This window comes from Rhodococcus sp. BH5 (assembly GCF_027583855.1).
Taxonomy (GTDB): Bacteria; Actinomycetota; Actinomycetes; order Mycobacteriales; family Mycobacteriaceae; genus Rhodococcus_F; species Rhodococcus_F qingshengii.
Map to the genome: position 1 here is coordinate 189,759 of NZ_JAJHVW010000007.1, position 12,670 is coordinate 202,428.

Here is a 12,670-nt window from a genome sequence, read left to right on the forward strand (position 1 = left end):
CCCAGCGGGAAGAGATCTGTCGACGCCGCCTCAATGTGCATAGCGTCCGCTTCCATGACTCCACTTTTCAGCGTTTGACGTTATCCAGATCACATTCTATGCTCCATCCCAAGCAACTGCTTGCTAGATCATCAAGCGGGTGCTTGGTTGGCTGGTGCTCGAAATCAGGCACGTCCACCGGCCGATCATTCTTTCGTCAGGTATTCGCCTGACGTTCGGTGCATACATGTGTTCTAGGAGTGCAGACATGAATCGTCGGCCCATTCTTGTTGCGGCAGTTGCCGTGACGGCTCTGGCTCTTGCAGGGTGCAGTGGTTCTTCGGAGTCCGACGGAGGTGCGGACTCGCCCTACCGTGTGCTGCTGACCGGCGGGATCAGTGCACAGGGAGTCCTCGCGGCTAATTCGCAGACCTCGCTGCTCGCCACCAAGGCGGGCGTTCAGGTCCAGAACGAAGCCGGGGGGATCGGTGGCCGTCAGATCGAGCTCACTACGGTGGACGACGCGGGTGACGCAACCATCGCCGTCACCAAGCTGCGCGAAGCCATCAATTCGGGGAACAAGCCTGACCTCTACCTGAACTCGGGTCCGTCGTCGATCGCGGCTGCGGTTCTGCCGATCCTCAAGCAGAACAACATTCTCTCGATGAGCATGGCTCCCTCGCCCGATTCGACGGACCCCTCGAAGTTCCCGCTCAACTTCGATCTGGCTCCGGGTGCGACCGATACCGCTCGCGGAATTTCCGAGTACGCGAAGTCCAAGGGTTACAGCAGCGTCGGAGTCTTGCACGGCAGCACCGCTTACGGTGAGCTGTTCGGCGAAGAAATGACCAGTGCTTTGCAATCCGCAGGTCTGAAGGCCGCCGGTAACGAGGAGTACGACGCCGCCGCTTTGGACATGACGGCGCAGTTGCAGTCGCTCAAGAATTCGGGTGCCGCGGCAATCGCCTTGGATGCGTACGGCGCTCCTCTCGGATACGTGTTGCAAAGCCTCGAGCGACTCGGCTGGGACGTGCCGCTGGTCGGAAACACCTCGGTGTCTGCCACCAACCTGATCGCGAATGATCCGCCGGCCGGTGTGCTCGGCACCCCGCAGATGAAGAACCTGGTGACGCAGGTGTTCAGCAGCACGGTGTTCGATCCGAACAACGCACTCGTCAACACGATGGTGGACACGATGGCTTCGCTGGGCTCCATCCCGTCGACGCTGATCCTCGCGGACAACTACGACGCTTTCCCCCTCGTCGCGGCGGCAGCGGAGAAGGTCGGCAGTTCGACCGATCCGAAGAAGCTCGCCGAAGCACTGGAAACCACTGAGGTCCAGGAGAATGCCAAGACCGCATTCCTCTCGCGCTACAACTTCAGCTCCGACAACCACGGCCCGAACCCGGACACCAGCGAGCTGAAGTTCATCAGTCCGACGAAGATCCTCAACGGTCAGTTCGGAAACCCGGCTGCGTCATGACCATTCTGTGGTCCGGGTTGGCGCTCGGCGCGGTCTACGTGCTGGTTGCCATCGGGTACAACATCGTTTTCGTTTCCTCCAACACATTCAACTTCGCTCAAGCTCAGCTGATGATGGTGGGCACCTTTGTCGCCTACACGGGTCTGGTGACCCTGAAACTCCCCGTTCTCGTGGTGGCCGTCATGGCTACCGTGACCGTGATGCTCCTCGCCTCGGTCGAGGAGATCGTCGCGATCAGACCGGTGGCCGATCACCAGAACCAGTTGGTCACGACGTTGGGTGTCGCAACTCTGCTCAACGGCGCCACTCAATTGATCTGGGGTAGTGAACCTCTCACGGTTCCGTTCTTCGGATCGAACGAACCGATCACCCTGCTCGGCGGCCGTACCTACCCGGTCGAGATCGCTCTGCTGGTTGCGGCGATCGCACTGGTCGTCGGGTTGAGTTACGTCTCGAAGAAAACGATGACGGGTCTGGCTCTGATCGGCATCTCCGAGGATCGTGAAGCGGCGATGCTGCGAGGAGTCAACGTACGACGGTTGGCACTGGGAGCGTTTGCCTTCTCGGGTGCCTTGGCCGGTGTCCTCGGACTCTTCGTCGGCCCCAAGACGTTTGCAGTTGCGACGTTGGGTGCAGCGTTGGCCCTCAAGGGATTCGTGGCGTTGGCGATCGGCGGGTTCGGCTCTCTGCCTGGCGCTTTGATCGGCGGTCTGACCGTCGGCCTGGTGGAATCGTTCACCGCCCTGTGGGCGGGAAGTCAGTACAGCAATATCGCCGTCTTCACGGTGCTGATCGTCATCTTGATGGTCAAACCGGCTGGACTGTTCGGCAATGTCCGAGAACGGGTGGTGTGAGATGGTAAGTGCGTGGCGGACTTCCCGTTCCCTACCGAGCTGGATCATCCCACTCGTCCTGGCCGTGGTGATCCTGCTGCTGCCCGTGATGGGACTCGACCTGTCGACATCACGTCAGATTCAATTGGCCTGCATCCTGGCACTTGTGGTCAGTGGCCTGAACTTGAGCCTCGGCTTTGCTGGTGAACTGGCACTCGGCCAGGCAGCGATGTACGCGGCCGGTGCCTACACCGCGGGTCTGATGTCCCAGGCAGGTCACACCGACATTCTGCTTCAGCTTGCTGCCTCCGGAGCAGTGGCACTGGCGGTCGGAATCCTGACCGGTGTTCCCGGTCTGCGCCTGGGCAACTGGTCCCTGGCGATGACGTCGTTCTTCCTGGTTCTGCTGGTACCTGACGTACTGGCGATCTTCGGTGGCAAGACCGGCGGCCGAAACGGCCTCACCGGTATGGAGCCGCCGACGTTCTTCGGTTCCGAACTCGACACCCAGCAGTACTACATGGTGGTCGTCGTCGTGACCGTGCTCTGGTTCGCGGTGATGCGTAACCTGGTGGTCTCGCGGCACGGCATCGCGTTCCGCACGCTCAAGCAGTCGCCGGTTCTGGCGTCGTCGCAGGGTGTATCGGTGTTCCGGATGAAGCTGCTCGGTTATGCCATCGGTGCGTTCCCCGCCGGTCTGGCGGGTGCGCTGTTCGCCAACACCGACCTGTTCATCTCGCCGGAAGCCTTCGGGTTCACCTTTGCCACAGCAGTTCTGGCGGCGTCGATCCTCGGCGGTGCGGCAAGTGTGTACGGCGCCGTGGTCGGTGCCGCGATCATGCAGCTCGGTCCCAACCAGTCGACGGCGTTCCAGGAGTATTCGCTGATCTTCTACGGCGGCTTCCTGATCATCGGCGGTGTGCTTCTCTCCGGGGGTTTGACCAAGGTCGGGCGAGCGATCGTCTCGAAACTCGATCGCAAGGCCGGCCTGGGCGTAGTCACCGCAAAGGAAAACAGCGGTGGGACACCGGAACTGGCGCCGATCAACGGAGCACGGTTGGTGGTCGACGGAGTGTCCAAAGCGTTCGGTGGCAACCAGGCGCTCAATGCGGCAACCCTGACCGCCGAGGCCGGTAAGGTCACCGCGTTGATCGGGCCCAACGGTTCGGGTAAGACGACCATGCTCAACATGATCTGCGGCTTCTACACCGCAGATGCGGGCGTGATCACGATCGGTGACACGGTGGTCTCGCAGTCGTCGCCGCACAAGGTGGCGCGCGTGGGTGTGGCGCGCACGTTCCAAACTCCGACGATTCCGGAAAACATCACGGTTCTGGAAGCTGTTGCATCCGGACGTTATTCGGTGCACCGAGCGTCGATGGCGTCGGCTGTGCTTCGCCTGCCCAGCTTCCGCAGGATCGCGAAGGCCGACATCGTCGAGGCCGAGCGTGTCCTCGAACTCGTGGGGATGTCGCACTTGCGCAACGAGATCGCGACGTCGCTGCCCCTGGGGATGCGTCGCATGCTCGAGGTTGCTCGCGCCGTCATCGCCGAACCGAGGGTCGTCCTCTTCGACGAGGTGGCATCCGGACTCGACGAGGACGAACTCGAACGCCTGGCAGATCTGATCCGGGTACTGCGAGATGCCGGGGCGACAGTGGTGTTGGTGGAGCACAACTTCCGCCTCGTCCTCTCGCTGGCCGACGAGATAGTCGTGCTGGCGCAAGGGCAGGTGATCGCCACCGGCGATGCGGCAACCATCGAACATCACCCACGCGTGTTGAGCGAGTACCTCGGAGTCAAGTCCGGTGACGAAGAAGCACTTCTCGAAGAAATCGGCGCGGTAGACCATCAGACCAGTGAGGTGAAGTGATGGAACCGATTCTGAAGGTCCGAAACTTGCAGACCGGGTACGGCGATCTGCGCGTCGTCTGGGATGTCTCGTTCGACGTCTATCCCGGTCAGGTGACCGCCCTGCTCGGACGCAACGGCGCAGGCAAGACGAGCACGCTCCGTGCCCTGTCCGGCCTCAACAAGGTGGCCTCCGGAACCGTCGAGATGGACGGCGCCGACATCACCGGAGTCCCCGCGCACAAACGGGTACGACAGGGGATGGCGTACGTGCAGGAGGGCAAGCGGGTCTTCCACAAGCAGACCGTCGAGCAGAACCTCCTGCTGGGCGGGTACACCCGCAAGGCAAAGCGCGGCGAGCTTATGGAATCCGTCGAATCGATGTACGAGATGTTCCCGATCCTGGGGGAGAAGCGTTCGCTTCCCGCCGGTTCCATGTCGGGCGGTCAGCAGCAGATGCTCGCGATCGGCGCAGCGCTGATGGCGCAGCCTAGGTTGCTCCTTCTCGACGAACCTTCGGGCGGTCTCGCTCCCGTGATCGTCGGTGAGGTGATGGACCGCGTCCAACAACTCAAGGAAACCGGCCTGGCTGTTCTACTGGTCGAGCAGGCAGTCGAGGCCGCGATGAGCGTCGCCGATCATGTGACGGTCCTCGACATCGGCAAGGTGGTTCTCGACGCCGATGCCAAGGACATCGACGACCTGGCAGTGCTCAAGGATGCGTACTTCGGACGCGTCTGAACGGCAATGACGACTTCAGCCCGGCCTCCTCGGCCGGGCTGAAGCCGTTTCCCGCTCCGTGGCACGGGCCCTAGCCGGCTCGGGGCCATCGATCTACCGTCCTGCAAACAACTCCCGCGAGAGGCAAACTCGATGACCACTGCTCCCGACGTGCTCGCCCCGGCGAAGCTCGGCCCGGTGACCCTTCGAAATCGAATCATCAAGTCCGCGACATTCGAAGGCAAAACTCCCGACGCCCTGGTCACCGACGAGCTGATCGAGTTCCATCGTCGCCCAGCCGCCGGCGGAGTCGGGATGTCCACCGTCGCGTATTGCGCCGTCGCACCGGAAGGGCGCACCGAATACGGCCAGCTCTGGATGCGGCCCGATGCCCTCCCCGGGCTTCGGCGGCTCACCGATGCCATTCACGCCGAAGGTGCTGCTGCGTCGGCGCAGCTCGGCCATGCCGGTCCCGTGGCGAATCAGAAGTCGACCGGACTGCCCGCGCTGGCACCGTCGAGTTCGTTCAATCCGTTGAGCATGAGGATGATTCGCACTGCCACGACAGCGGACATCACCAGAATTGCGGCCGCGCACGGGAGCGCTGCGCGACTTGCCGTCGAGGCAGGATTCGACGCCGTCGAGATCCACTTCGGTCACAACTATTTCGCGAGCTCGTTCCTGAGCCCGAAACTCAACCGTCGTAAGGACTCCTACGGCGGATCGCTGGAGAACCGGGCTCGCGTCGTACTCGAAACTGCACGCAGTGTGCGCGATGCCGTCGGTGACAAGGTCGCGATCTTGGCCAAGCTGAACATGGACGACGGTGTGCCAGGCGGATTCTGGGTGGACGAAGCAATCCAGGTGGCGCAGTGGCTCGAAGCATCCGGAAGCGTCGACGCGCTCGAGTTGACGATGGGCAGTTCACTGCTCAACCCGATGTACCTGTTCAAGGGCGATGCGCCGATCCGCGAGTTCGCCGCGGCGATGCCGCAACCTGTTCGACTCGGTGTGCAGTTGGTGGGGAAGAGCATGTTGCATACCTATCCGTACAAGCCGTTGTTCATGCTGGAAGAGGCTCGGCAGATTCGTGCTGCGGTGAAGTTGCCGCTCGTGCTGCTCGGGGGTGTCACGGACAAAGCGGGCATGGATACCGCAATGGCGGAAGGGTTCGAGTTCGTCGCCATGGCACGGGCGCTGCTCAGAGAACCGGATCTGATCAATCGGATCGCGGCCGAATCCGATACCCAATCACTGTGCATCCACTGCAACAAGTGCATGCCCACGATCTTCAGTGGCGCCCGCTGCGTGTTGGTCGAACGCGTCTGAGCTGGTCAGCGCACACCACGTCCCGACATCCATGCGGATACCGGGTCGTGGGCCGTAGCGGATCAAGTTCGTGGTTGCATCAACGCTTGGTTCAGTTCTGCGTGAAGACGTCGTAGGAGGCGTTCATCGTGGGGTAGCCGGTGGCCATGTAGTCGGTGAGGATGACGTGCGTCGGGTCGCCGATGATGCGAGTCCCGTCGAGGGTGGGGTTGCCGACGTAGTTGTTGGCAGCCATGACCGTCTGGACGCCGTCGGCGACGTTGTAGGTGACGTCGACACCGATACCGCGGGGATCGCTGCTGTAGGCGGTGACGATCTCGGTGGTGTGCGGGGCCAGGTAGGAGCGGGGGCCGTTGATCCACTGTCCGTAGGGGTTGGACGCGCTGTCCAGCAGCATCGGGTTGTCGGTGTTGTTGGTGATGGTCATGGCAACCGTCGGGCCGTCGGTGGGCATAGTGCCGGCGTTGGCGATCGCTGCGGTTCCCAGTGCGGTTCCGCCGACAGCGAGGGCGATTGCGGTGACTGCTACGAAGCGAGTGGTGTTGGTACGCATGATGTCTGCTCCTGGGATGGTGTGTGGTTGCCGTTCTCGGCGATGAATCAATCTTGTCGCGAAGGAGTGCTGCTGTATGTCCGCCGACGGGGCCGTGGCGGGGTTGAATCTCTTGTCCCCCGATCGGGGGAGGCGTAAGTGCTCGCATTGCTGGTACGGGCGTGAGAAAGTGAGCAATGCGCGAAGGCACGAAGCCGCTGGCCGGCAAGGTTTCCGTGGTGGTCGGCGACGATCACCCACTGTTCCGTGAGGGCGTGGTTCGGGCTCTGACCGGCAGTGACAGCATCGACGTCCTGGGCGAGGCCGACGACGGCGCAGCAGCGCTCGCAATGATCCGCGAACTACGCCCGCAGGTCGCGCTGCTCGACTTCCGGATGCCGCACCTGGATGGAACTCAGGTCGCCGCCGCAGTCGTTCGAGACGAACTTCCGACGCGTGTGCTTCTGCTCAGCGCTCACGACGAATCGTCTGTCGTGTACCAGGCCCTGCAAGCCGGTGCTGCCGGATTCCTGCCGAAGGAATCCACTCGCGCCGAGATCGTGAGTGCCGTGCTCGACTGTGCTGCGGGACGAGATGTGTTGCCGCCCAGTATCGCCGCCGGATTGGTAGGAGAGGTTCGGCGTCGTAGTGAACCGTCCGGTCCGACGCTCAGCGCCCGCGAACGTGAGGTTCTCGGATTGATCGCGCAGGGCGCCAGCATCCCGGTCATCGCCTCACAACTCTTTCTTGCGCCCTCCACCGTCAAAACTCACGTGCAGCGCCTCTACGAGAAACTCGGAGTCAACGATCGAGGCGCCGCCGTCGCCGCTGCAATGCGGCAGGGATTGTTGGAGTGAGCAAGCGTCACCGAAGCACGTACGTGACGTTCATGGCCGGGTAACCCGAGGTCATCGTCACCGTGACGTCGTGGCTGTCGGGGGCGTACGTACCTCCGGCATCCGCCCTGGTCTTCGAGTTGGTAGCACTGAAGACAAACACCCCACCGTCGTCGGAGCGGTACGTGAGCACGATGGGGAAGTCGTTCTGGTTCTTGCTCGTGGCCACAACGTTCACGTTCATGTTGGGGAGGATGTAGTCCGCCGGCGGGACGACCCAGTCGCCGTTCGGATTGGACGCGTGGACCAGATACAGGGCCCCGCGACCCGAATTGCTGATCATCGCCGTCGTGACGGATGTGTCGGTCATCGACTTCACCGTGTTCGCACCGGCCGAGCGGGCAACCAGAGCTGCCATGCTGAGGCCGGAGAAGGAAAGTGCTTCAGGTCGAATTGTGTTGGTGCTCATCATGTTCTCCTCGATTTGTCGGTCTTGGTGACCGTGTGTTTCTGTGATGAGACAACTATGGCCCCGAAATCCCTTCGGGTCTGTCCACCTACGGGTCCGAGTGCTGGACGACATCGCTGTCCCCCGATCGGTGGACACAGCGCTCTCCGCCCACCCAGTGTCATGGGGTGGAGGCTCCGCCCACCCAGCGTCATGGGGTGGAGGCTCCGCCCACCCAGTGTCATGGGGTGGAGGCTCCGCCCACCCAGCGGGAGAACCTGTTCCTCTACCATTCAACCCACTCGTAGCGTGGCCACCATGACCGATCCTGACTTCTCCACCGCACCACTCGACGTCGTAGTCATCGGCGCCGGCGTCGCCGGCATGTACGCCATGCACCGACTTCGCGAGCAGGGGCTGCGTGTCCACGGCTTCGAGGCGGGCTCCGGAGTGGGCGGCACGTGGTACTTCAACCGCTACCCGGGCGCACGCTGCGATGTCGAGAGTTTCGACTACTCCTACTCGTTCTCCGAAGAGTTGCAACAGGATTGGGACTGGAGCGAGAAGTACGCCGCGCAGCCGGAGATCCTGTCCTACCTCGATCACGTCGCCGATCGCTTCGACCTACGCAGTGGGTTCACTTTCGATACCCGTGTCCTGAGCGCACAGTTCGACGAGGACTCGTCGACGTGGCGAGTGCACACCGACGGTGGTCATGACGTCACCTCGCGGTTCGTGGTGTGCGCCACGGGCAGCCTCTCGACCGCGAACGTTCCGAACATTGCAGGTCGCGAGACTTTCGGCGGTGAGGTCTTCCACACCGGCTTCTGGCCGCACGAGGGCGTCGATTTCACCGGCAAGCGAGTGGGAGTGATCGGCACCGGATCGTCGGGCATCCAGTCCGTTCCGTTGATCGCCGAGCAGGCCGATCACCTCTTCGTGTTCCAGCGGTCCGCGAATTACAGTGTGCCGGCGGGAAACACGCCTCTCGATGACAAACGACGCGCAGAGATCAAGGCCGACTACGCCGAGCGTCGAGCGCTGTCCAAGCGCAGTGGCGGTGGATCTCCGTTCGTTTCGGATCCTCGCAGCGCGCTCGAGGTGTCCGAGGCCGAGAGGAACGCGGCCTACGAGGAGCGGTGGAAGCTCGGCGGTGTTCTGTTCGCCAAAACCTTCGCAGACCAGACCAGCAACATCGACGCCAACGCGACGGCGGCCGCATTTGCCGAGGCCAAGATCAGATCGGTGGTCGAAGATCAGGCCATCGCCGACCTGCTGATCCCGAACGACCACCCCATCGGGACCAAGCGGATCGTGACGGACACCGACTACTACCAGAGCTACAACCGTGACAACGTGAGCCTGGTCGATCTCAAGAGCGCACCGATCGAGGCAATCGACGAGGCCGGGATCAAGACGACCGACTCGCACTACGAACTCGACGCATTGGTGTTCGCCACCGGTTTCGATGCGATGACCGGGGCACTCGATCGCATCGAGATCCGTGGCCGCAACGGCGAGACCTTGCGAGAGAACTGGCATGCGGGTCCGAGAACCTATCTTGGTTTGGGAGTTCACGGCTTCCCGAACCTGTTCATCGTCACCGGGCCGGGCAGCCCGAGTGTGCTGTCCAACATGATTCTCGCTGCCGAACAGCACGTCGACTGGATCGCCGACGCGATCAACCACCTCGATTCGGCGGGGATCGACACCATCGAGCCGAGTGCCGAAGCCGTGGACAACTGGCTCGAGGAGTGCTCACGCCGGGCGTCGGCAACATTGTTCCCATCCGCGAACTCCTGGTACATGGGAGCCAACATCCCGGGAAAGCCGAGGATATTCATGCCCTTCATCGGAGGCTTCGGTGTCTACTCCGACATCTGTGCAGACGTGGCAGCAGCGGGATACCGAGGCTTCGAACTGAACAGCGCGGTGCACGCATGAGCCGGCTGGAGGGCAAGCGGGTACTCGTGACGGGTGCTGCCGGAGGAATGGGACGCTCACACTGTGAGCGGCTCGCCGAGGAAGGCGCGTCCGTGATCGCGTTGGATGTCGAACAGGCGCAATCGGGGTTGGCGGAAACCGCTCAGGCAGTGCGTGATCGAGGTGGTGTCGCGGTCACCGGTGTGGCGGATATTCGGGACTTCGACGGTCTGGCCGCCGTCGTGGCCGAGTGCGTTACCGAACTCGGCGGGTTGGACGTCGTGGTCGCGAATGCGGGCGTCTACGACACGCCGGGACCGTCGTGGACCATCGATCCTGCAGTGTGGAACCGCTCGCTGGACGTCAATCTGACCGGCGCGTGGCACACCGTCAAGGCCTGCGTTCCGCACTTCGGCGACGGTGGATCCGTCGTTCTGGTCAGCTCGACAGCGGGAATCAAAGGTATTGCCGGAGCAAGTCATTACAGCGCAGCCAAGCATGCCGTGGTGGGCCTGGCCAGAACGCTGGCCAACGAGTTGGGGGCGCAGAGTATCCGCGTCAACTCCGTGCATCCGGGTTCGGTACGTACCCCGATGATCATCAACGAGCGAGTGTTCGCGAACCTGTGCCCGGACATCGAGAATCCCACCGAAGCAGACGCTGCTGCAGTGCTCAGCGCTCGCAACTTGCTGCCCGTTCCCTGGGTCGATCCGGTGGACGTCAGTAATGCGGTCCTGTTTCTCGCATCCGCGGAGTCCCGCTACATGACCGGCTGTCAGTTGGTTGTCGACGCCGGCCTGACCCAGAAAGTGTGAATTGATGACTTCTCGATTGGAAGGCAAGATCGCGCTGATCACGGGTGCGGCACGAGGAATCGGGCGGGCTCAGGCCGTGCGTTTTGCCGAAGAGGGCGCGGACATCATCGCGGTCGACGTGTGCACTTCGGTGGAAACCACAGTCACGCCGCCCGCGACGGAGGCCGATCTCGATGAGACAGTGGCGCAGATCCGGGCGCTGGGGCGAAAGGTCGAATCTGCGGTAGTGGACGTTCGGGATCTCGAGGCACTACGCAGTGCCGTGGACTCGGCCGTCGGAATGCTCGGTGGTCTCGACATCGTCTGCGCTACAGCTGGTATCACGTCCTCCGACGGGGCCCTGACCATGTCGGAAACGATGTGGCAGACCATGCTGGACGTCAATCTGACCGGCGTGTGGCACACCACGACCGTCGCGGCTCCGCACTTGATCGCGCGGGGCGGGGGATCGATGACACTCACAAGCTCCATCGCCGGACTTCGGGGGCTGGTCGGAGTCGCGCACTACACCGCAGCCAAGCATGGAGTCGTTGGTCTGATGCGTTCGCTGGCAAAGGAACTGGCTCCGCACAACGTACGCGTCAATACGGTCCATCCCACCAACGTCGACACCCTCATGATTCAAAACCCGTTGGTGCGCGGCAAGTTCCGCCCCGATCTCGAGAACCCGACGCGCGAAGAATTTGCTGCCGCAGCGATGACGATGAACATGCTCGCCATTCCGTGGATCGAACCGGTGGACGTAGCGAACGCTGCTCTGTTCCTGTCTTCCGACGAGGCTCGCTACATCACGTCGGTCGCCCTGCCGGTGGATGCAGGAAGTTCGTCCCGCTGAGGTTTCGAACGGCTGAAATCTTGAACAGCTGAAATCTTGAACAGCTGAAATCTTGAACAGCTGAGGTTTTGACACGCTGAGTTCCGCCACGGTGTGTAGCGTCGGTTTCACCTAACCGAAAGGCGTACACCGTGGCGGAACGGCGCTATCTGGAAGTCACCGTCGGGATCAACATCGTGATGGTCCTCGACCACCGCACGGTGGAGGTCTTCGACCGCACCGCCGCGAGCACGAGCGAAGTGGCTCGTTGGCATGTCGAACACATTGCGGTGAAGGCGAAACCGTCGAAGTCGGGACTGAAACTCACCATCGGGAACAGGCTCGCCGACGACTCGATCGCGGTAGCGGGTCCACGGGCATCGCTGACTGTTCCGCCGGAGAACGAGGCAGCCGTCATCGCGTTCTTCGACGAGGTCAAGGCTGCTCGGGTGTGAATCGGCAGAAGACCTTCGGCGCGGATGATTCGGGTTCTCTAGTCGAGCACGTCGTGCGCTGCCACGAAGATCGGGCCGGACGCACTTTTGTCGGGATCTCGGGAATCGAGGCTTCCGGAAAATCGACGATCGCGGACGAGTTGGCTGCCGGTATCTCGAAGTCGGGCCATGACTTCATCATGATCCATGGGGACGAGTTCTCGACTGCGAAAGCGGTACGGAACAAAGATCCTGACACGGTGCGTGGGTATCTCGAGGATGCGTACGACTATTCGAACCTGAGTAGCCGTGTGATGGTGCCGCTACGGTTGGCCGAAGTTACCGAAATTTCCTACGTCTCGACTGATCCGGAGACAGACGAATCTGTGGTGTCGAAGCCACGAGTCCCGGATCGCGCCATTGTGATCGTCGAGGGAGTGCTGCTTTTTCGCGGACTGATGCGAGATCAGTTCGACCTACGAATCTGGGTTGAAGCAAGCTTCGACGAGTCCTTGCGGCGTGCGAAGGGACGTCCGCGCGATGTGAGCTATTACGGGACGGCCGAGGCGATAGCGTCCCGGTACGAATCCCGGTTTCATCCGGCGCAGAGGATTCATCTGCGTGACGATCGACCACAACTGACCAGCCACGTAATCGTGCGTGGCTAGTCAGT

Annotated in this window: 13 protein-coding genes; 11 read left to right on the forward strand and 2 right to left on the reverse strand. The window is 62.2% G+C overall.

What is annotated here, in order from left to right; genetic code table 11:
• Positions 1-247 precede the first annotated feature (247 nt).
• The 5 genes from RhoBH5_RS19320 (at position 248) to RhoBH5_RS19340 (ending at position 6,195) form a co-directional block, all read left to right on the forward strand.
• A complete protein-coding gene (locus RhoBH5_RS19320; RefSeq protein WP_270008694.1) occupies positions 248-1,462 on the forward strand; it encodes an ABC transporter substrate-binding protein in 1,215 nt (404 codons plus the stop codon).
• A complete protein-coding gene (locus tag RhoBH5_RS19325) occupies positions 1,459-2,316 on the forward strand; it encodes a branched-chain amino acid ABC transporter permease (RefSeq protein WP_007726703.1) in 858 nt (285 codons plus the stop codon). Before RhoBH5_RS19320 ends, RhoBH5_RS19325 begins: the two co-directional genes overlap by 4 nt.
• 1 nt (position 2,317) lies before the next feature.
• On the forward strand, positions 2,318-4,168 hold the full coding sequence (locus tag RhoBH5_RS19330) for a branched-chain amino acid ABC transporter ATP-binding protein/permease (RefSeq protein WP_212633991.1): 1,851 nt from the start codon (positions 2,318-2,320) through the stop codon (positions 4,166-4,168).
• Positions 4,168-4,887 (forward strand): ABC transporter ATP-binding protein, encoded by a 720-nt coding sequence (locus RhoBH5_RS19335; protein WP_003944438.1) that lies wholly within the window; start codon positions 4,168-4,170, stop codon positions 4,885-4,887. Before RhoBH5_RS19330 ends, RhoBH5_RS19335 begins: the two co-directional genes overlap by 1 nt.
• Before the next feature lie 132 nt (positions 4,888-5,019).
• Positions 5,020-6,195 carry an NADH:flavin oxidoreductase gene (locus RhoBH5_RS19340; protein ID WP_054827517.1) on the forward strand — a complete coding sequence of 392 codons (1,176 nt, stop codon included), beginning with the start codon at positions 5,020-5,022 and terminating at the stop codon, positions 6,193-6,195.
• Positions 6,196-6,286: 91 nt separating this feature from the next.
• On the opposite strand, the gene RhoBH5_RS19345 is transcribed toward RhoBH5_RS19340, so the two are convergent.
• A complete protein-coding gene (locus RhoBH5_RS19345) occupies positions 6,287-6,748 on the reverse strand; it encodes a hypothetical protein (RefSeq protein ID WP_007726708.1) in 462 nt (153 codons plus the stop codon).
• A gap of 176 nt (positions 6,749-6,924) precedes the next feature.
• Here RhoBH5_RS19345 and RhoBH5_RS19350 point away from each other — a divergent pair, with 176 nt between their 5' ends.
• Positions 6,925-7,584 (forward strand): response regulator, encoded by a 660-nt coding sequence (locus RhoBH5_RS19350; protein ID WP_003944425.1) that lies wholly within the window; start codon positions 6,925-6,927, stop codon positions 7,582-7,584.
• Positions 7,585-7,591: 7 nt separating this feature from the next.
• Here the strand turns inward: RhoBH5_RS19350 and RhoBH5_RS19355 are convergent, their stop codons facing one another.
• Complete coding sequence (locus tag RhoBH5_RS19355) at positions 7,592-8,032, reverse strand: hypothetical protein (RefSeq protein ID WP_039972735.1); 441 nt, start codon at positions 8,030-8,032, stop codon at positions 7,592-7,594.
• A 297-nt stretch (positions 8,033-8,329) separates the two neighbouring features.
• Between RhoBH5_RS19355 and RhoBH5_RS19360 the strand changes: the two genes are divergently transcribed.
• The 5 genes from RhoBH5_RS19360 (at position 8,330) to RhoBH5_RS19380 (ending at position 12,665) form a co-directional block, all read left to right on the forward strand.
• Positions 8,330-9,955: a flavin-containing monooxygenase gene (locus RhoBH5_RS19360; RefSeq protein ID WP_007726712.1), complete on the forward strand. Its 1,626-nt coding sequence runs from the start codon at positions 8,330-8,332 to the stop codon at positions 9,953-9,955.
• Positions 9,952-10,749, forward strand: a complete 798-nt coding sequence (locus RhoBH5_RS19365; RefSeq protein ID WP_058038555.1) for a mycofactocin-coupled SDR family oxidoreductase — start codon at positions 9,952-9,954, stop codon at positions 10,747-10,749. Before RhoBH5_RS19360 ends, RhoBH5_RS19365 begins: the two co-directional genes overlap by 4 nt.
• A gap of 4 nt (positions 10,750-10,753) precedes the next feature.
• Positions 10,754-11,584, forward strand: a complete 831-nt coding sequence (locus RhoBH5_RS19370) for a mycofactocin-coupled SDR family oxidoreductase (RefSeq protein WP_042924153.1) — start codon at positions 10,754-10,756, stop codon at positions 11,582-11,584.
• Positions 11,585-11,715: 131 nt separating this feature from the next.
• Positions 11,716-12,018, forward strand: a complete 303-nt coding sequence (locus tag RhoBH5_RS19375; protein ID WP_042452216.1) for a hypothetical protein — start codon at positions 11,716-11,718, stop codon at positions 12,016-12,018.
• Positions 12,015-12,665, forward strand: coding sequence for a hypothetical protein (locus RhoBH5_RS19380; RefSeq protein WP_003944437.1), 651 nt, complete (start codon positions 12,015-12,017; stop codon positions 12,663-12,665). The genes RhoBH5_RS19375 and RhoBH5_RS19380 overlap by 4 nt, the downstream gene beginning before the upstream one ends.
• The last annotated feature ends 5 nt before the right edge of the window (positions 12,666-12,670 follow it).